Below are 18,805 nucleotides of genomic sequence, written 5' to 3' on the forward strand. Positions count from 1 at the left end.
ATAAGCAGGCATAAAATGACTAACTGTAGTGTAAAGCATTTAAACGAAAAGTTCGATTTCTTGTCATAATTTTTTTGATTAAGGATTTTTCTCCTTAATCGTTCTTTGGATTAATAGTTCACTTTATTTATATTTTAGAAAGAGGGTAGTTTTTGATGAACAACGTGAAGAAAACAAAAGAAGGGTACCTCGAAACCACTTTGACAGGTAAAGATGTATTATCGATTCCAACGTTGAACAAAGGCGTTGCTTTCTCTGAAGAAGAAAGACAAGAGCTTGGACTTGAAGGTTTACTTCCTCCAACCGTTCTCACTTTAGAACAGCAAGCAGAAAGAGCGTACAAGCAATTTCTAGCTCAGCCGGATCGTCTTCGTCAAAACGTATACTTAAGTGATTTACAAAACCGTAACGAAGTATTGTTCTACAAGCTTTTAACAGAAAAGCTTCGTGAAATGCTTCCTGTTGTGTACACACCAACTGTTGGTGAAGCGATTCAAGAATACAGCCATGAATACAGAAGACCTCATGGTGTCTATCTTTCAATCGACGACATTGACGGCATCGAGAAAGCATTTGAAAACTTGCACGCAACTGCTGGAGACATTGACCTCATCGTTGCAACTGACTCTGAGAGTATTCTTGGAATTGGTGACTGGGGTGTTGGTGGTATCAACATCGCAATCGGTAAATTAGCTGTTTACACGGCTGCAGCAGGTATTGATCCTAGCCGCGTGATTCCAGTTGTATTAGATGTTGGAACAAACAATGAAAAATTATTGAATGATCCATTATACATCGGGAACCATCACAAACGTGTACAAGGTGAAAAATACGAAGAATTCATTGATGCTTATGTAAAAGCAGCACTTAAATTCTTCCCGAAAGCATTGCTGCACTGGGAAGACCTTGGAAACAAAAATGCGCGTAACATCATGAAAAAATACAATGATAACATCTTAACGTTCAACGATGATATTCAAGGTACTGGTGCCATTACTTTAGCGGGTGTTCTTGCAGCTGTCAAGAAAACTGGTACTCAATTGAAAGATCACCGTGTTGTCATCTTCGGAGCTGGATCAGCTGGTATCGGAATCGCAGATCAAATGCGTGACACAATGGTTCTTGAAGGTCTAACAGAAGAAGAAGCAAATAATGCATTCTGGACTTTAGACTACAGAGGATTGCTAACAGACCAATTTGAAGATGAAGTGCTTGATTTCCAAAAACCATACCTTCGTTCTTCTGATGAAGTAGAAGGCTGGGCACGCGATGAAAAAGGACAAATCTCATTTGCTGAAACGGTTCGCCAAGCGAAGCCAACAATTCTTATTGGTACTTCAGGTCAAGGCGGCGCATTCACTGAAGAAATCATTAAAGAAATGGCAGCTCATACAGAGCGTCCAGTGATCATGCCAATGTCTAACCCAACACCGCTTGCTGAAGCAGTGCCAGAGGATCTATTCAAATGGACTGACGGCCGTGCACTTGTTGCAACAGGAAGCCCGTTCGAAAACGTTGAGTATAACGGAATCGAACATGAAATCGGACAATCAAACAATGCGTTCGTTTTCCCTGGACTTGGTCTTGGTTCAATCGTAACAGAATCAAAAATCATCACAAAAGGCATGTTCGTTGCTTCTGCAAATGCAATTGCTGAAATGGTTGATCATGAGAAACCAGGTGCTGGTCTTCTTCCAAGTATTGATAAATTGCAAGAAGTGTCAATTCATGTGGCTGTTGAAGTAGCGAAAGCAGCAATTGAAGATGGTGTCGCAAGAAAAACGCCGGACAACATCGAACAAGCTGTGAAAGACGCAATGTGGATTCCTGAATATAAAAAAATAGTAAGAGCATAATAAAATGTGTAACGCGGCATTGCTTCGGGTAATCTAAGCAATGCCGCAATAAATAAGAAACATGTAAAGGATTTAAGGAGGAATAGTAAGATGGACTTTTTAAATATTTTGATCCTCCTAGCACCGATTTTTTTCGTTATCGCGCTGGGTTGGTTCGCAGGACACTTCGGCAGCTATGACGCTAAATCTGCAAAAGGTGTAAGTACACTTGTAACAAAGTATGCTTTACCAGCGCACTTTATCGCCAGTATTCTGTCAACACCAAAAGATAAATTCTATAGTCAAATTCCATTTTTCGTTGCATTGATTTTCGGAATCGTTGGTTTTTATATCATTATCCTTTTAGTTACGAAATTTGCTTTTAAATATGATTTAACAGACTCATCTGTTTTCTCATTAAACTCAGCACAACCGACCTTTGCATTTATGGGGATTCCGGTCTTGGGCAGTTTATTTGGGGCTCAAGAAGTTGCAATTCCGATTGCGATTACCGGAATAGTTGTAAATGCAATGCTTGATCCAATTGCAATTATTGTATCAACTGTCGGTGAAAAAACAAAAGGGAAAACCAAAGACGGCGAAAGCTTCCTGAAAATGACGACAAAAGCAATTTTGCACGGTTTATCAGAGCCGCTTGCACTTGCACCGTTAGCCAGTATCATTCTTGTTCTTTTAGGATTTAAACTTCCTGCAATTGGACACGAAATGTTAGAGGAAATTGGCAGCGTTACATCAGGGGTTGCGCTATTCGCAGTCGGTGTCACTGTTGGTATCCGCAAAATTAAATTAAGCTTGCCAGCCTTCAGTATTGCATTGCTAAAAGTAGCTGTACAACCAATACTTATGTATTTTATTGCGGTTCTTATGGGTCTTTCGGCTGATGAAATTACAAAAGCTGTATTACTTGTAGCCTTCCCAGGTTCAGCTGTGGCAGCAATGATCGCAACACGATTTGAAAAACAAGAGGCGGAAACTGCATCCGCATTTGTGATCAGTGCCATCATGTCACTTATCACATTACCGATCATTATTGCACTTACCGTATAATATAGTAGAAAGGCTGCCTATTTAGGCAGCCTTTCTTAGCGAAATGAATGAAACAGAGGGAAGAGTACACGCTTTTTTTTGAGGTCAGGGGGTGCGATTTCCTTTTTTTCTTCTGCTTGTGACGGTTGTTTCAAGGTTGCGGCGAGGCGGTCAAATTTTGTGGATAAATCTTCAATTTCTCTGCGGTGCTGAAGCAGCTGATACGATACACCTTCATCTGCTTTTTTAGCCAATTTCCGTTCAAGTTCTTGCAGGCGGTCTTCGACATCAGTGACGTGTAATTGCTGCTGAATGAGCGCTTTTACTTGTTTTTCTAATGCTTCAATCCGCTGTTTGGAGACATCAGTTTCGACAGCAGGTGCTGATTGACGAACGGTTTCCTTATGGATTGGCAGTTGAATATCTTGGAGGATCACACCTTCACTCATCTGGTGTTTGACCTCTTTGAGCAGCTGTACAATATCTTCATGAAATTCATAATGTCCAAGTTCATTCCGGGCGACAGGGATGTTGAGTTGTTTGACCCAACGCTGAATCGTCTTTGAAGAAACACCAATTTCCTTTGCAACCTCATTTGTATTCAAACCAAATGCCCTCCCTTTTTTCAATTACAAGTACCATTCTCTTTAAGGAGGACCTGTTCCTTCACGTTAGACAAAACAAGTAACCAATCGCCAAAGATCGTGTTTTCTAGCGAAAAATTGCAGAAAATCAATTGTTTTGGAGATTTTTTTGACTGTCATACCCCGCTATACTATAATTAGACTGTTACGCACAAAACAGAGGTGAAGACCATGTTAGACCGTTTAAAATCAATTGAAGAACGTTATGAAAAACTAAATGAATATTTAAGTGACCCTGAAGTGGTGAACGACACTACGAAGCTTCGTGAATATTCGAAAGAACAATCCGATATTCAAGAAACTGTTGAGGTATATAGACAATATCGTGCGGCATACGACCAGCTGAATGATGCGAAAGCAATGCTCGAAGAGAAGCTGGATGCTGAGATGCGCGACATGGTCAAAGAAGAAATTTCAGAGCTCACTGAGGAAACAGAACGTTTAGAAGACGAGCTGAAAATCTTGCTGATCCCGAAAGATCCGAATGACAACAAAAACGTTATTGTGGAGGTTCGTGGTGCAGCGGGTGGAGAAGAGGCTGCTCTTTTTGCAGGAAACCTTTACCGTATGTACAGCCGTTATGCTGAAATGCAAGGCTGGAAAACAGAAGTCATGGAAGCAAGTGTCACTGGCACAGGCGGTTATAAAGAGATTATCTTTATGATCAGCGGGAAAGGCGCATACTCTAAACTAAAGTTTGAAAACGGCGCACACCGCGTACAGCGTGTTCCAGAAACGGAATCAGGCGGACGGATTCATACATCAACTGCGACAGTCGCTGTATTACCTGAGGCTGAGGAAGTTGAAATTGATATCCATGAAAAAGACATCCGTGTCGATACTTTCACATCAAGCGGACCTGGCGGACAGAGTGTAAACACGACAATGTCTGCTGTTCGATTAACTCACCTTCCAACAGGTGTTGTTGTATCCTGTCAGGATGAGAAATCACAAATTAAAAACAAAGAAAAAGCCATGAAAGTACTGCGTGCGAGAATTTATGATAAATTCCAGCGTGAAGCACAGGCTGAATACGATCAAACACGTAAATCTGCGGTTGGAACAGGGGATCGTTCAGAGCGTATCCGTACGTACAACTTCCCGCAAAACCGTGTAACAGACCACCGCATCGGATTGACGATTCAAAAGCTTGATCAAATTTTAGAAGGAAAACTTGACGAGGTCATTGATGCATTAATTATGGAAGACCAAGCAAGAAAGCTTCAAGATGCAAAATAAAGAGCGAACAATCTTCGAAGCCCTTAAATGGGCTTCTTCTTTGTTAACGGAAGCTGGCAGAGACCAAAATGCAGCAGAACTCCTGTTGATGCATGTGCTCGGTTGGAGCAGAAGTGAGCTTCTTGCACGTTTTCATGATGCGCTGCCTGAGGAGCAAGATCAACTGTTCAGCAAATTTGTGACGCAGCATAAGGCGGGTGTTCCTGTTCAGCATTTAACGGGTGTTGAATTCTTTTACGGACGTCCTTTCGAGGTGAACAAGCATGTTCTCATTCCTCGTCCTGAAACGGAAGAAGTTGTTCTGGCGGCGCTCAATTTGGTAGGTGACGTTTTCCCGCCCGATCAGCCGCTCAAAGCAGTTGACGTTGGCACAGGAAGCGGAGCCATTGCAATTACGCTCGCTCTTGAAAAAAAATCACTATCTGTCACAGCGACTGATATCTCACAAGAAGCGCTTGCGGTAGCAAAACGGAATCAACAAGCGCTCGGTGCAGACGTTCATTTTTTACATGGAGATTTACTTGAACCGGTTATAGCTCAAGGCATCAAAGTAGATGTATTTATTTCCAATCCACCTTATATTGCGGCGGAAGAAATGGACAGTCTGTCTGAGGTTGTGACGAAGCATGAGCCGGTGAATGCGCTGACGGACGGACGTGATGGCTTGTGGTTTTATAAACGTCTTGTTCGTGATCTTCACAGCGTGCTGAGTGAACAGGCAGTTGTTGTCTTTGAAATTGGACATACGCAAGGTCAAGATGTCACAGCGCTTCTCGTGCAGGCTTTCCCTAAAGCGCATGTCTACACCGTCAAAGATATTAATGGAAAAGATCGAGCTGTTTGCGCACACATTCAAAACGGAAAGTCCGGCTGAATATAGCCGGACTATTTTATTATGTAAAGATGAAACTTATGGTAAAAGAGAAACGTATATATAGAAGAATGAACATTCTGATCATGATTTTTTACATAAATTTGTTTTGAAGGAGCGAATGGTGTGAACAAAAGGTATGCGATGGTGTTGGTCATCGTCAGTGTACTATTGATTGTGAGTGCTTGTGGTAAACCGAGCTTTAAAAAAGAGGCAGCAGCATTTGGAGAAAGCTATAAAAAAGCACAATACACAGTGAATCGAACGGATGACCTATCTGATATGAAAGAGAAGCTGAAGATTTATTTAACCGAACATGAATATCAAGAATATACACAAGACAGCATGTTCCCGAGCATATTAGAAGCGGCGAAGGATCAAGATTGTCAAATTAAGCTGAAGAAAATTATGTTTACGCCTTCAGATGAAAGCGATGACAGAATTGAATTTAACTATGAAATGGTGATCCAATTTATCGATCACAAAGGAAAAGTCAAAAAAGAAATCGAGAAAAAAGGGGCCATGACTGTTATTAAAACAGAATCTGGTTTAAAAATCAGCCGAGATTGGGATGGGAGACTGTACCCTTCTGACTACCAATCCTCACTCAAAAGTCGTTCTTAAAGAGAACGGCTTTTTTGTTTTGACTCATAATCTATTAAAAAAATCATATTGACTGTTTATGAAATGAGTTTCCTGGACACAATGTTTGTAGCGAAGAGAAAAAGTGGGGGGAACACACAATGTTGAAAAGTAAAACGATGATTTGTCTTTATATGTTTCTATTATTATGTGGTGCTTTTGCAAACCTTGGCAGAGAGGAGACGGCGGCTGCTTCTGCAAATCAGCCTGTTGTCATACCAGATGAAGCGATTCGATTACGCATTTTAGCAAATAGTGATCGTTCAGCGGATCAGGATGTGAAAAGAAGTATTCGTGACGAGGTCAATGCGAATATGACGGAGTGGGTCAAAGATCTCACATCCATTGAAGAAGCAAGACGTGTCATTCGATCGAAGCTGCCAGAAATTAATCGTATCGCCAAAGCGAAATTGAAGGAACAGCATATTGATCAATCTGTATCGGTCAGTTTTCAAAAAGCTTCATTTCCAACAAAACTCTATGGAAATTTCGTCTATCCTGCTGGGAAATATGAAGCCATTTTAATTACGCTTGGAGAAGGGGACGGAGCCAACTGGTGGTGTGTGTTATTCCCGCCGCTCTGCTTTATCGATTTTTCAAACGGAGAAGCTATCGCCTCACCAGAAGGGGAGGATGATAAACAAGTGACAGCGCAGCAAACGAAAGAGTCTGTCAATGAAGTGGTGAAAGAAGAGGAAGAAGAGACAGGTGAAGTGAAGTTCTTTTTGTTCGAATGGGTCTCTAGTCTTTTCTCTTAAATAAGGTATAAATCGGTTTTTGCCTCATAGAGTTGAAGTAAGAGATCAAAAAAGAGGTGAAAGCATGTATTACCAATTAAGAATAGCCACAGAGGAAGATGTCCCGGCGATCAATGCTTTTCTTGAAAAGGGACAAGCAAAAGGCGGAGTAACGCTTGCAGAGCGAACGACATTTGTCGTGATGGAAGATGCGGATGGTCAGCTGGCAGGCTGCTTAGGTCTTGAACAGCTCAATGAACAAGAGGGATTGCTGCGGTCTCTTGTTATATCAGATAAGCTCGGTCAGGGGCACATTGTCTCCTTGTTCCAAAGCGTTCAAACGCTCGGAGAAAAAATAGGTGTGGATACTTTTTATGTCGTTGCAAACCATTCCTCTTCCCATGATTTTTTGGCATTAATGGGCTTTGCGCCTTTAGAGGAAATCCCAGAAAACATATGGAGCTCTGCACATGCAAAAGAGACATTGGGGAAAGAACAGGCTGTGGTCCTGCAAAAAAAAGGCAGTTAATCACAAAATGATGGACTTATACACATACTTATCCACTACAAAACAAGCGTTATCCACAAATTGTGGACAACGCTTGTTTTATTGATCATCATCTTTTATACTTTCAAAAGGATAATTGAGATATATCAACAGTTTTATCTTTTTTAAAAGGAGTTTGTATGATGTTAAATACAAAAAGGTGGTCTGTGGATTTAGAAAAGGATTTATCCACATACTATCCACAAATTAAACAGGCGGCCGATCTGTTGCAGCAAAATGAAGTGGTTGCTTTCCCGACAGAGACCGTTTACGGACTCGGGGCAAATGCGAAAGAGACAGAAGCCGTGATGAAAATTTATGAAGCGAAAGGGCGTCCGAGTGATAATCCGTTGATTGTTCACATTGCGGAAGTTCAGCAGCTTCACGAATTTGCACAAATAGAAAGCGAACAAGCGAAGGCGTTGATGGATGCCTTTTGGCCGGGCGCCTTAACCATCGTTCTTCCGTGTAAGCCGGGCACTTTATCCAAGCAGGTTACGGCAGGTTTATCCACAGTAGGTGTGAGAATGCCTGACCATCCCATTGCGCTTGAGCTCATCCGAGCAGCTGGTCTGCCAATTGCTGCACCAAGTGCGAACCGTTCAGGGAAACCTTCACCAACACAAGCTGACCATGTAGCAAGTGACCTCGAAGGAAGAATCGCTGGAATTGTGGATGGCGGTAAAACTGGAATTGGGGTTGAGTCAACAGTTGTATCTTGTGTCGGTGAGATCCCAGTGATTTTAAGACCGGGCGGAATTACAAAAGAAGCATTAGAAGAGGTCGTGGGGACGGTGAGTGTGGATCCAGGGCTGACAAAAAAGGACGAGGCGCCTGTATCGCCAGGTATGAAGTACACACACTATGCACCTGAAGCCCAGATGTATATCTTTCATGGAAGTGATGAAGACATGCAGCGGCACATTCAGAAATACAAAGCTGAAGGTCTAAAAGTCGGAGTACTGACAACAGAAGAAAAGAAATCGCTATTTGCGGCAGATGTTGTGTACAGCTGTGGATGGAGAGAAAAACCTGAAACGGTTGCTGCAAACCTCTATCGTGTACTGAGACAATTTGATGAAACGGATGTAGACTTGATTATTTCAGAAGCCTTTCCAGAGCAAGGAGTTGGTTCTGCCATTATGAACCGTCTGCAAAAAGCCGCAGGAGGGCGTACACTCCCTTCGTTCCAATAGTTCTAACCTTTCTTGGACAAACATAGGTTAAAGGAGAATGTGTGTCCAAGGGGGATTTACATGAACGAACTAGCTGGCGAATTGCTGACGCTCAGCATCATGGCTTTTGCACTTGGAATGGATGCTTTTTCGGTTGGACTTGGTATGGGGATGATTCAGCTGAGGTTCCGCCAGATCATTTATATTGGACTTGTCATTGGAATATTTCATATGTTTATGCCGCTTTTTGGTATGCTGACAGGTCAGCTCTTATCCGGATGGCTCGGTCTTCTTGCCACCTATATTGGCGGGGCGCTGCTTTTGGTGCTGGGACTGCAAATGATCGTTGCTTCTATCCGCAAAGAGGATAAGCCCTTTATCGCACCTGTTGGGACTGGTCTCGTTCTTTTTGCTACAAGTGTCAGCCTAGACAGCTTCTCTGTTGGTTTAAGCCTCGGGATTTACGGTTCCCAGGTGTGGATGACTATATTATTGTTTGGTTTTTTTAGTATGCTTCTCACATGGCTCGGATTATTACTCGGTAAACAGGTTCGGTCATGGGTTGGTTCATATAGCGGCGCGCTTGGCGGAATCATTTTACTAGCCTTTGGTATCAAATTATTATTTCCGCTCTAGCCAGTCTCCTTACATAACATGTAGAATGAAATGCTATATAATAGAAGAAAAGGAGGGCGAAAGATGAAAATCTTATTTGTTTGTACGGGAAATACATGCAGAAGTCCAATGGCTCAAGCCCTTTTTGCTTCCATTGCAGATGAAAAAGGTTTAGAGGTCACTGTAAAATCAGCGGGCATTTTTGCCTCCGATGAAGGGAAGGCGTCTCCTCAAGCGATCGAAGCATTATTTGAGAAAAGCATTCCACTGAATCACTCATCATCAAAATTGACAGAGGAGCTTCTGCGCGAAGCTCATTACGTCTTCACGATGACTATGCAGCATAAACAGTTGATTGCTGAGCAGTATGCGCATGCAAAAGGCAAGGTCTTCACTTTAAAGGAATTTGCGACAGGAACAGAAGGTGATGTTTCCGACCCGTTTGGCGGAAGTCTTTCTGTTTATCAGGAAACTCGTGATGAACTTGAAGCCTTACTGTATCAGCTCGCTGAGAAATTGAAAAATGATCATCATCATAGATAACCTGTAAAACCGTTGCGTCAACGGTTTTTCTGCTTTTGTTTGCAAATCACTAGGCAGAGGTTAAAATATAACTGTAAATAAAGAATGAATGTAAGATATAACAGATCAACTCACCCTTAGGAGGAATTGCCCGATGAAAGTAGCCATTGCATCCGATCACGGCGGAACGAATATTCGTGAAGAAATCAAACAACTGATGGATGAATTGAAGATTGAATACATTGATATGGGTTGTGAATGCGGATCAGGTTCTGTAGACTACCCAGATTATGCATTCCCTGTAGCCAATATGGTGGCAAACGGAGAAGTCGACCGCGGCATTTTAATTTGCGGGACAGGCATCGGCATGAGCATCTCGGCAAATAAAGTAAAAGGAATTCGCTGTGCATTAGCACATGATACATTTAGTGCTAAAGCAACTAGAGAACACAATGATACGAACGTTCTTGCAATGGGAGAGCGAGTGATTGGACCAGGATTAGCACGTGAGATTGCGCACATTTGGCTGACAACAGAGTTTACAGCAGGACGCCATGCTGTGCGGATTGGCAAAATTGCTGATTACGAAGAAAAGCACCTATAAGGAGCGCTTAATATGAACATAGGTCAAGATTGGCTTGAAATGTTAAAAGAGTTTCATCAAACAGTTGAATTGCGTGCCGGGCAAATCTTAGTTATTGGCTGTAGTACGTCAGAAGTGGCTGGTGAGCATATTGGTACTGCAGGAAGTGAGCAAATTGCTGCGTCCATCTATCAAGAATTGGATCAGTTAAGACGAGAGACCGGCATTGAGCTCGCCTTTCAATGCTGTGAGCATCTAAATCGTGCCCTAGTCGTTGAAGAAGAAGTGGCTTTCCGTTTTAACTTGGAGATTGTAGCTGTAGTACCTGTCCGTAAAGCGGGTGGTTCGATGGCGGCTCACGCGTATCAGCAAATGGAACATCCTGTATTGGTCGAATCCATTGAGGCGCATGCTGGAATTGATATCGGCGATACGTTAATTGGGATGCACTTAAAGAGAGTCGCTGTACCTGTCCGTCTCAGCCGTCATCAATTAGGACATGCACATGTGACTTTTGCGAAAACACGTCCGAAGCTGATTGGCGGAGAAAGAGCGGTTTATACAAGATCATAGCTTCGATATATTTCTAATATAATGTTGAATGATGAAGACGCTTTACCACTTGAATATTCGGGTTTTCATAAAAAAGAAGTCGATTTTCCAAAAAAAACTTTTACATTTTACTCAAAAACCGTGTACAATGAGATGGTGAAAACATCGAATGGAAATAGATTGGAGAGGATTTCGCTGATGAAACATTTACCTGAGCAAGACGCACAAGTATTCAAAGCAATTCAACTAGAGCGGAAACGCCAGCAGGACAAAATCGAATTAATTGCATCAGAAAACTTCGTAAGCGAAGCAGTCATGGAAGCACAGGGCTCTGTATTAACAAATAAATACGCTGAGGGTTATCCTGGTAAACGCTACTATGGCGGCTGTGAACATGTAGACGTTGTGGAAGATATCGCACGTGACCGCGCAAAAGAAATTTTTGGCGCTGAGTATGTAAACGTACAACCTCACTCAGGTGCTCAAGCGAACATGGCTGTTTACTTTACTATTCTTGAGCATGGCGATACAGTGCTGGGCATGAACTTATCACATGGCGGACATTTAACACACGGAAGCCCTGTAAACTTTAGTGGTGTACAGTACAACTTTGTAGAATATGGTGTAGATAAAGAAACTCAGCATATCGACTATCAAGATGTACTTGAAAAAGCACGTGAACATAAGCCGAAACTAATCGTTGCGGGTGCAAGTGCATACCCACGTCAAATTGATTTCAAAAAGTTCCGTGAGATTGCTGATGAAGTCGGTGCTTACTTTATGGTCGACATGGCTCACATTGCTGGTCTTGTTGCAGCAGGTCTTCATCCAAATCCAGTTCCTTACGCAGATTTTGTGACAACGACAACTCACAAAACATTACGCGGACCTCGCGGCGGAATGATTCTTTGCCGTGAAGAGTTTGGTAAAAAGATCGACAAATCGATCTTCCCTGGTATTCAAGGTGGACCACTCATGCATGTCATCTCTGCAAAAGCTGTTTCTTTCGGTGAAGTATTGAACGGAGATTTCAAAACATATGCACAAAACGTCATTGATAATGCAAAACAACTAGCTGAAACTCTTTTATCTGAAGATATTCAGCTTGTATCTGGCGGAACAGATAACCATCTTGTTCTCATTGACTTGCGTTCTCTTGGCATCACAGGAAAAATTGCAGAAAACGTTCTTGATGAAATCGGTATTACAGTGAACAAAAATGCAATTCCTTATGATCCAGAGAAACCATTTGTCACAAGTGGTGTACGTGTAGGGACAGCTGCAGTAACAAGCCGCGGTTTCGATCAAGAAGCGATGAAAGAAGTCGGTTCCATTATTGCACTTGCGCTAAAACATCATGAAGATGAAGCGAAATTAGAAGAGGCGAAAAAGCGTGTATCTGATCTTACGGCCCGTTTCCCTCTATATAACGAATTAGATTATTAAAAAACAGACCCATTTGCCTATTTTTGGCATGTGGGTTTTTTTTGTAGGATTTGCGAATCATATTGAAAGATGATGTCTTTTTATGTAGAATTGTAGGAAGTGTGCAAAGTTCACCGGAAGATGACAGAAAAGGAGTTGTAGCAAGCTATGGCAAAGGTTTATGTATTTGATCACCCGCTTATTCAGCACAAACTTACATATATTCGTGACGTTCATACAGGAACTAAAGAATTTAGAGAGCTAGTGGATGAAGTCGCAACATTAATGGCATTTGAAATCACAAGAGATTTACCGCTTGAAGAGGTAGATGTAGAAACACCTGTACAAGTAGCGAAATCAAACGTGATCTCAGGTAAAAAACTCGGTGTTGTGCCAATTTTAAGAGCAGGTCTTGGAATGGTAGACGGGATTTTGAAACTCATTCCAGCTGCTAAAGTGGGACATGTTGGTTTATACCGTGATCCGAAAACATTAAAGCCTGTTGAATATTATGTGAAGCTTCCATCTGATGTGGAAGAGCGTGAATTTATCGTAGTAGATCCAATGCTTGCAACTGGCGGCTCAGCAGTGGAAGCGTTAAACAGCTTGAAAAAACGCGGTGCGAAAAACATTCGCTTCATGTGTCTGATTGCTGCCCCTGAAGGTGTAGAAGAAATGCAAAAGCATCATCCAGATGTTGATATCTACATTGCAGCATTAGATGAGAAACTAAACGAAAAAGGTTACATCATTCCAGGTCTTGGTGATGCTGGTGACCGTATGTATGGAACGAAATAAGAAAGTCTTAAAAAAAGCCCACATGCAAAACGTGCATGTGGGCTTTTTTGAAATATATGACAAACGGTTGATACCGTTCATAGAAAAATCATTGTATACTGAACATTGGCTGTTTTTTTCAATGAATGTCACATCTCTCCTAAAGTTTGATGAAATTGTGAACATTTTGTGTGCTCTATCACTATAGAAAAGTTTTTTAACTTTCAACCGATTGACACATCATAGACGCTATTGTATGCTAAACGAGGGTATTATGGTAAGGTTTTCATAGCCTATAGCACTCTACTAATCCTCATTGTGAACCCTTTAATAATCAGGGTTTGTATCAACGAATGAAGCAGCATCCCATAGATCTAAAGATTTCAAGTCTGATTGTGCAATTAGACCGATGGGTGATTGATTTTTTTCGAATAGGACGGCTTATCATAAGCGTCTTCTACGCAGTTTTCATCACCATTTATCACCTTTTTTACAATATTTTTCATCGGGAGTCAGATGAATGAACGATCCAAACGCGATTTTCCGCAGACAGAGTAAATACATGTTCTATCTATTGGCAATTTTTGTGTTTGGCTATGCCATGCCTGGTTTTAAACCACTGTTTCTTGGTTTCATTATCGGCACAATTTTTGCTTTCTTTAATTTATTCCTACTTATACGGAGAATGCACGCTTTTGATCGAGCGGTTAAAAAAGGAAAATCCATTCGTTCAATGGGAAGTACAGCCAGGTGGGCCAACGCGATTCTCGCAGTAGCGATTGCTTGGCGTTACCCTAATGAAGTTCATCTGGCAGGTGTTGTTATAGGATTAATGACAATATATCCTGTCATTATGATAGATTCCTTCATTCAACTTAAACGTTCTACTATGGAAGAGAGGTGAATACTCTTTGGGTCACAGTTCAAAAACTACAGAATTTTTAGGGTTAACGTTCAACTTATCCAATGTTCTCATGATTACGATTGCTAGTATCATCGTTCTTCTCATAGCGGTGCTGACTACTCGTGTTCTGTCTATTCGTCCGACTAAGGCGCAGAACTTCATGGAATGGATCGTTGATTTTGTTCGAAATATCATAGGTAGTTCGATGGACATGAAAACAGGAGCCCCATTTCTAGCGCTTGGCGTTACATTACTCATGTACATATTTGTTTCAAACATGCTTGGACTGCCATTCTCGATTACGGTCGATCACAACTTGTGGTGGAAATCACCAACTGCTGATCCTGCAATCACAATGACACTAGCAATTATGGTCATGGGTCTCACACACTACTATGGTGTCAAGGCAAAAGGAGTCAAGGAATATACGAAAGACTACTTTAGACCAATTCCGCTTTTAGTACCATTGAAACTTATTGAAGAATTTGCAAACACGCTAACACTTGGTTTGCGTCTTTACGGAAATATTTTCGCTGGAGAGATTCTTCTTGGTTTACTTGCAGGACTTGCGACCAATTTCTACTCGCAAAACATTGCGCTTGGTATCGTTGGTACATTAGGTGCCATCGTGCCGATGATTGTATGGCAGGCATTCAGTTTGTTTGTCGGAACAATCCAGGCATTTATCTTCACCATGCTGACAATGGTGTACATTTCCCATAAAGTCAGCGACGAACACTAAAAAATTGAGAGTCCAAAAAGGACGTTATTTTAAAGGAGGAGCTTTTTAATGAATTTAATAGCAGCAGCAATTGCAATCGGTTTAGGAGCACTAGGAGCAGGTATTGGTAACGGTCTAATCGTATCTAAAACAGTTGAAGGAATCGCTCGTCAGCCAGAAGCTGGTAGAGAACTAAGAACACTTATGTTCATCGGGGTCGCTTTAGTTGAGGCACTTCCAATTATCGCTGTCGTTATCGCATTCTTGGCATTCTTTGGTTAATATGTGAGAAGCGTTCTAATATGAATTTTAATGGCGAAGATCAGATTAGTTCGAAACTTCGCCATTCCTTTATGTTTTGTTTCTTAACATATTATTTAAAGAAGGGAGTTGCCGTACTAAATGTCTCAGTTACCAGTGGTTTTAGGAGCAGGGGGCTTAAGCTTCAACGCCGGTGATATGTTATTCCAGCTTATCGCTATGCTCATTTTGCTTGCACTTTTAAAGAAATTTGCGCTTAAACCTTTATTAGGTATTATGAAGCAGCGTGAAGATTATATAGGAAATGAAATTTCAAGTGCTGAAGAAAAGCACGTTCAAGCTGAAAAGCTTCTTGAAGAACAACGTGTCTTATTGAAAGAAGCACGCGAAGAATCACATACACTCATCGAAAATGCGAAAAAGATTGGTGAGAAACAAAAAGAAGAGATCATTCAAGCAGCACGTCAAGAATCAGAGCGCTTGAAAGAGTCTGCTAGAACTGAAATCGTGAAAGAAAAAGAACAAGCTGTGGCTGCACTGCGTGAGCAGGTTGCATCACTATCTGTGCTGATTGCATCTAAAGTGATTGAAAAAGAACTTGATGAGCAGGCGCAAGAGAAATTGATTCAAGAGTACCTTAAAGAGGCAGGCGAAAGCCGATGAGTGTAACTATTGTCTCTAAGCGTTACGCTTCTGCTCTTTTTGACATCGTTCTTGCTTCTTCGGCAGTAGACGAAACTGAAAAAGAGCTGAATGAGATCAAAAAAGTTCTAAAGGCTGACCAAGAACTCAATGACTTCCTTGTTCATCCAAAGATTACGGCAGACAAAAAGAAACAGTTGATTGCAGAAGCTTTCAAAGGTGTTTCTACTTATGTATTGCACACAATGTATCTACTGATTGACCGCAGACGCACAAATATTTTCTCTGAAATGACGTCTGAGTTTGTGAAACTTGCAAACCGCACGAAACAAATAGACGATGCGATCGTGTATTCAGTGAAACCGCTGAGCGGTGCTGAAATTCAATCTTTATCTGAAGTATTTGCCAAAAAAGCCGGAGTCACATCACTGCGTGTTGAAAATGTGATTGACAAGGATCTAATAGGCGGAGTGAAAATCCGTATCGGAAACCGCATTTATGACGGCAGTGTCAGCGGAAAGCTTTCCCGCATTGAACGTCAGCTTGCAGGCGAAAATCGTTAGAAGGGGTGAAACCTTAGTGAGTATCAAAGCTGAAGAGATTAGCGCGCTGATAAAGCAGCAAATCCAAAACTATCAATCAGAAATTGAAGTAAAAGATGTCGGTACAGTCATTCAAGTAGGGGACGGTATCGCGCGTGTACATGGCCTTGACAACATTATGGCAGGAGAGCTGGTTGAGTTCTCTAACGGTGTAATGGGTATGGCTCAAAACCTTGAGGAGTCTAACGTAGGTATCGTTATTTTAGGACCTTACAAAGATATCCGCGAAGGTGACGACGTAAAACGTACAGGTCGTATCATGGAGGTTCCAGTAGGTGAAGAGTTAATCGGACGTATTGTGAACCCGCTTGGTCAGCCTGTTGATGGACTAGGTCCAATCTTAACAAGCAAAACACGTCCAATCGAAAGTGAAGCACCTGGCGTTATGGATCGTAAATCTGTACATGAGCCGCTTCAAACAGGAATTAAAGCAATTGATGCCTTGATTCCAATCGGCCGCGGACAGCGTGAATTGATCATTGGTGACCGTCAAACAGGTAAAACATCTGTTGCAATCGATACGATTCTAAACCAAAAAGATCAAGACATGATCTGTATTTATGTAGCCATCGGACAAAAAGAATCAACGGTTCGTGGTGTTGTTGAAACACTTCGTAAGCATGGTGCGCTTGACTACACAATCGTTGTCACAGCTTCTGCATCACAGCCAGCTCCACTTCTTTACCTTGCTCCTTATGCAGGTGTAACGATGGGTGAGGAATTCATGTATAACGGCAAGCACGTACTTGTTGTGTATGATGACCTTTCTAAACAAGCGGCAGCTTACCGTGAGCTTTCATTATTGCTTCGTCGTCCTCCAGGTCGTGAGGCATTCCCTGGTGATGTTTTCTATCTTCACTCTCGTTTATTAGAACGTGCAGCGAAGCTTAGTGACGAAAAGGGTGGCGGTTCTATCACAGCATTGCCTTTCGTAGAAACGCAAGCTGGCGATATTTCTGCATATATCCCAACAAACGTTATTTCCATCACAGATGGACAGATTTTCTTACAATCTGACCTCTTCTTCTCAGGCGTACGTCCAGCGGTAAACGCAGGATTGTCTGTATCTCGTGTAGGTGGTTCTGCACAAATCAAAGCGATGAAAAAGGTAGCAGGTACACTTCGTCTGGATCTTGCTTCTTATCGTGAGCTTGAAGCTTTCGCTCAGTTTGGATCTGATCTAGACCAAGCGACTCAAGCGAAATTAAACCGTGGTGCAAGAACAGTTGAAGTCTTAAAACAAGACTTAAACAAACCGCTTAAAGTTGAAAAACAAGTAGCGATTCTTTACGCACTAACAAGAGGATACTTAGACGATGTTGCCATTGCTGATGTTAAACGTTTTGAAGCTGAGTTATTCATGTACATTGAAGAAAACCATAAAGGCTTGTTTGACACAATCTCTCAAACAGGAAATATGCCTGCTGATGAAGAGTGGAAGACAGCAATCGAAGGCTTTAAACGTACGTTTGCACCAAGCAACTAATTAGTAATCTTTCCGAGAGAAAAAGATTCTCTTTTTCTCTCTTTTCACGTAAATGAACACGGATTCCTGAAAAAAGGTGGTGAAATCTTTGGCCTCATTACGCGATATAAAGTCAAGGATCACGTCAACGAAAAAATCGAGTCAGATCACAAAAGCGATGCAAATGGTATCAGCTGCGAAACTGAATCGTGCTGAAAACAATGCGAAGTCTTTTGTTCCTTACATGGAGAAAATCCAGGAAGTGGTTGCTGCAATCGCAACTGGAACAAGTGCTAAGCACCCAATGCTTCTTTCAAGACCTGTCAAGAAAACAGGGTATCTCGTCATTACATCTGATCGAGGGCTTGCAGGACCTTTTAACAGCTCGATTTTGCGTGCCGCTTACCAAACCATTCAATCTCGTCATCAATCCGCTGATGAATATGCGGTGATTGTCATTGGTAAAATCGGACGCGACTTCTTCAAAAAGCGTGGTATTCCAGTTATTTCTGAAGTAACAGGGCTTGGAGACGAAGTAGCGTTTGCTGATATTAAAGAATTAGCAAGCAGCACAGTTCAAATGTTCTCTGATGAAGCGTTTGACGAACTTTACATGTTCTACAACCACTTTGTCAGTGCGATTTCACAAGAAGTAACAGAGAAGAAATTATTGCCGCTAACGGACCTTTCGGCCGCAGCGACACCAAATAAACGTTCCGCATCTTATGAGTTTGAGCCTTCTGAAGAAGAAATTCTTGAAGTTCTCCTTCCTCAATATGCAGAGAGTTTGATTTTCGGTGCGCTTCTTGACAGCAAAGCAAGTGAACATGCTGCAAGAATGACAGCAATGAAGAGTGCAACAGACAACGCAAAAGAATTGATCGACAGCCTGACACTCTCTTACAACCGTGCTCGTCAAGCAGCGATTACACAAGAGATTACAGAAATTGTCGGCGGAGCAGCTGCCTTAGAATAGAAATAATTGTCAGGAGGGAATGC

22 protein-coding genes are annotated in these 18,805 nt (G+C 41.9%); 21 read left to right on the plus strand and 1 reads right to left on the minus strand.

Annotation, left to right across the window (positions count from 1 at the left end):
* Positions 1–155 precede the first annotated feature (155 nt).
* Complete coding sequence (gene malS / locus OIT90_RS02035) at positions 156–1,856, plus strand: oxaloacetate-decarboxylating malate dehydrogenase (protein WP_039182140.1); 1,701 nt, start codon at positions 156–158, stop codon at positions 1,854–1,856.
* Between the two features lie 90 nt (positions 1,857–1,946).
* The gene (locus OIT90_RS02040) at positions 1,947–2,903 is read left to right on the plus strand and encodes an AEC family transporter (RefSeq protein ID WP_095409777.1); all 957 of its coding nucleotides are present in this window, start codon (positions 1,947–1,949) and stop codon (positions 2,901–2,903) included.
* A gap of 35 nt (positions 2,904–2,938) precedes the next feature.
* Here the strand turns inward: OIT90_RS02040 and racA are convergent, their stop codons facing one another.
* Entirely contained in the window at positions 2,939–3,487 is a 549-nt protein-coding gene (gene racA, locus OIT90_RS02045; RefSeq protein WP_106025519.1) for a chromosome-anchoring protein RacA, read from the minus strand.
* A gap of 210 nt (positions 3,488–3,697) precedes the next feature.
* On the opposite strand from racA, the gene prfA reads away from it, so the two are divergent.
* From prfA to OIT90_RS02140, 19 genes are all read left to right on the plus strand, one after another.
* On the plus strand, positions 3,698–4,765 hold the full coding sequence (gene prfA, locus OIT90_RS02050; RefSeq protein ID WP_039182133.1) for a peptide chain release factor 1: 1,068 nt from the start codon (positions 3,698–3,700) through the stop codon (positions 4,763–4,765).
* On the plus strand, positions 4,755–5,639 hold the full coding sequence (gene prmC / locus OIT90_RS02055; RefSeq protein WP_228280092.1) for a peptide chain release factor N(5)-glutamine methyltransferase: 885 nt from the start codon (positions 4,755–4,757) through the stop codon (positions 5,637–5,639). The genes prfA and prmC overlap by 11 nt, the downstream gene beginning before the upstream one ends.
* 141 nt (positions 5,640–5,780) lie before the next feature.
* A complete protein-coding gene (locus OIT90_RS02060; protein WP_039183347.1) occupies positions 5,781–6,260 on the plus strand; it encodes a hypothetical protein in 480 nt (159 codons plus the stop codon).
* A gap of 119 nt (positions 6,261–6,379) precedes the next feature.
* Entirely contained in the window at positions 6,380–7,036 is a 657-nt protein-coding gene (gene spoIIR / locus OIT90_RS02065; RefSeq protein WP_394721414.1) for a stage II sporulation protein R, read from the plus strand.
* A gap of 64 nt (positions 7,037–7,100) precedes the next feature.
* A complete protein-coding gene (locus tag OIT90_RS02070) occupies positions 7,101–7,544 on the plus strand; it encodes a GNAT family N-acetyltransferase (protein WP_268464375.1) in 444 nt (147 codons plus the stop codon).
* A gap of 161 nt (positions 7,545–7,705) precedes the next feature.
* Positions 7,706–8,758, plus strand: a complete 1,053-nt coding sequence (locus OIT90_RS02075; protein WP_268464374.1) for an L-threonylcarbamoyladenylate synthase — start codon at positions 7,706–7,708, stop codon at positions 8,756–8,758.
* 60 nt (positions 8,759–8,818) lie between these two features.
* A complete protein-coding gene (locus tag OIT90_RS02080) occupies positions 8,819–9,373 on the plus strand; it encodes a manganese efflux pump MntP (RefSeq protein ID WP_039182117.1) in 555 nt (184 codons plus the stop codon).
* Positions 9,374–9,436: 63 nt separating this feature from the next.
* Positions 9,437–9,895 carry a low molecular weight protein arginine phosphatase gene (locus tag OIT90_RS02085; RefSeq protein ID WP_474892210.1) on the plus strand — a complete coding sequence of 153 codons (459 nt, stop codon included), beginning with the start codon at positions 9,437–9,439 and terminating at the stop codon, positions 9,893–9,895.
* A 133-nt stretch (positions 9,896–10,028) separates the two neighbouring features.
* A complete protein-coding gene (gene rpiB, locus OIT90_RS02090) occupies positions 10,029–10,478 on the plus strand; it encodes a ribose 5-phosphate isomerase B (RefSeq protein WP_003214714.1) in 450 nt (149 codons plus the stop codon).
* Between the two features lie 12 nt (positions 10,479–10,490).
* Entirely contained in the window at positions 10,491–11,030 is a 540-nt protein-coding gene (locus tag OIT90_RS02095) for a TIGR01440 family protein (RefSeq protein ID WP_474892211.1), read from the plus strand.
* Between the two features lie 177 nt (positions 11,031–11,207).
* Positions 11,208–12,455: a serine hydroxymethyltransferase gene (glyA, locus tag OIT90_RS02100; protein WP_034281450.1), complete on the plus strand. Its 1,248-nt coding sequence runs from the start codon at positions 11,208–11,210 to the stop codon at positions 12,453–12,455.
* Between the two features lie 147 nt (positions 12,456–12,602).
* Positions 12,603–13,232, plus strand: a complete 630-nt coding sequence (upp, locus tag OIT90_RS02105; protein WP_003214553.1) for a uracil phosphoribosyltransferase — start codon at positions 12,603–12,605, stop codon at positions 13,230–13,232.
* 499 nt (positions 13,233–13,731) lie between these two features.
* The gene (locus OIT90_RS02110; protein ID WP_024423731.1) at positions 13,732–14,115 is read left to right on the plus strand and encodes an ATP synthase subunit I; all 384 of its coding nucleotides are present in this window, start codon (positions 13,732–13,734) and stop codon (positions 14,113–14,115) included.
* 7 nt (positions 14,116–14,122) lie between these two features.
* Positions 14,123–14,857: a F0F1 ATP synthase subunit A gene (atpB, locus tag OIT90_RS02115; protein ID WP_073978871.1), complete on the plus strand. Its 735-nt coding sequence runs from the start codon at positions 14,123–14,125 to the stop codon at positions 14,855–14,857.
* Positions 14,858–14,905: 48 nt separating this feature from the next.
* Positions 14,906–15,118, plus strand: a complete 213-nt coding sequence (atpE, locus tag OIT90_RS02120) for a F0F1 ATP synthase subunit C (protein WP_003214968.1) — start codon at positions 14,906–14,908, stop codon at positions 15,116–15,118.
* A 120-nt stretch (positions 15,119–15,238) separates the two neighbouring features.
* On the plus strand, positions 15,239–15,760 hold the full coding sequence (atpF, locus tag OIT90_RS02125; protein WP_034281220.1) for a F0F1 ATP synthase subunit B: 522 nt from the start codon (positions 15,239–15,241) through the stop codon (positions 15,758–15,760).
* Positions 15,757–16,302: a F0F1 ATP synthase subunit delta gene (locus tag OIT90_RS02130; RefSeq protein WP_064498789.1), complete on the plus strand. Its 546-nt coding sequence runs from the start codon at positions 15,757–15,759 to the stop codon at positions 16,300–16,302. Before atpF ends, OIT90_RS02130 begins: the two co-directional genes overlap by 4 nt.
* A 16-nt stretch (positions 16,303–16,318) precedes the next feature.
* Positions 16,319–17,827: a F0F1 ATP synthase subunit alpha gene (atpA, locus tag OIT90_RS02135; protein ID WP_039182105.1), complete on the plus strand. Its 1,509-nt coding sequence runs from the start codon at positions 16,319–16,321 to the stop codon at positions 17,825–17,827.
* 88 nt (positions 17,828–17,915) lie between these two features.
* Positions 17,916–18,782, plus strand: coding sequence for a F0F1 ATP synthase subunit gamma (locus OIT90_RS02140; RefSeq protein ID WP_024423727.1), 867 nt, complete (start codon positions 17,916–17,918; stop codon positions 18,780–18,782).
* Positions 18,783–18,805 lie beyond the last annotated feature (23 nt).

This window comes from Bacillus sp. ABR (assembly GCF_056172715.1).

Coding starts and splice junctions, on each gene's coding strand:
- malS (WP_039182140.1), top strand. CDS start 156: ATGAACAACGTGAAGAAAACAAAAGAAGGGTACCTCGAAACCACTTTG.
- OIT90_RS02040 (WP_095409777.1), top strand. CDS start 1,947: ATGGACTTTTTAAATATTTTGATCCTCCTAGCACCGATTTTTTTCGTT.
- prfA (WP_039182133.1), top strand. CDS start 3,698: ATGTTAGACCGTTTAAAATCAATTGAAGAACGTTATGAAAAACTAAAT.
- prmC (WP_228280092.1), top strand. CDS start 4,755: ATGCAAAATAAAGAGCGAACAATCTTCGAAGCCCTTAAATGGGCTTCT.
- OIT90_RS02060 (WP_039183347.1), top strand. CDS start 5,781: ATGGTGTTGGTCATCGTCAGTGTACTATTGATTGTGAGTGCTTGTGGT.
- spoIIR (WP_394721414.1), top strand. CDS start 6,380: ATGTTGAAAAGTAAAACGATGATTTGTCTTTATATGTTTCTATTATTA.
- OIT90_RS02070 (WP_268464375.1), top strand. CDS start 7,101: ATGTATTACCAATTAAGAATAGCCACAGAGGAAGATGTCCCGGCGATC.
- OIT90_RS02075 (WP_268464374.1), top strand. CDS start 7,706: ATGTTAAATACAAAAAGGTGGTCTGTGGATTTAGAAAAGGATTTATCC.
- OIT90_RS02080 (WP_039182117.1), top strand. CDS start 8,819: ATGAACGAACTAGCTGGCGAATTGCTGACGCTCAGCATCATGGCTTTT.
- OIT90_RS02085 (WP_474892210.1), top strand. CDS start 9,437: ATGAAAATCTTATTTGTTTGTACGGGAAATACATGCAGAAGTCCAATG.
- rpiB (WP_003214714.1), top strand. CDS start 10,029: ATGAAAGTAGCCATTGCATCCGATCACGGCGGAACGAATATTCGTGAA.
- OIT90_RS02095 (WP_474892211.1), top strand. CDS start 10,491: ATGAACATAGGTCAAGATTGGCTTGAAATGTTAAAAGAGTTTCATCAA.
- glyA (WP_034281450.1), top strand. CDS start 11,208: ATGAAACATTTACCTGAGCAAGACGCACAAGTATTCAAAGCAATTCAA.
- upp (WP_003214553.1), top strand. CDS start 12,603: ATGGCAAAGGTTTATGTATTTGATCACCCGCTTATTCAGCACAAACTT.
- OIT90_RS02110 (WP_024423731.1), top strand. CDS start 13,732: ATGAACGATCCAAACGCGATTTTCCGCAGACAGAGTAAATACATGTTC.
- atpE (WP_003214968.1), top strand. CDS start 14,906: ATGAATTTAATAGCAGCAGCAATTGCAATCGGTTTAGGAGCACTAGGA.
- atpF (WP_034281220.1), top strand. CDS start 15,239: ATGTCTCAGTTACCAGTGGTTTTAGGAGCAGGGGGCTTAAGCTTCAAC.
- OIT90_RS02130 (WP_064498789.1), top strand. CDS start 15,757: ATGAGTGTAACTATTGTCTCTAAGCGTTACGCTTCTGCTCTTTTTGAC.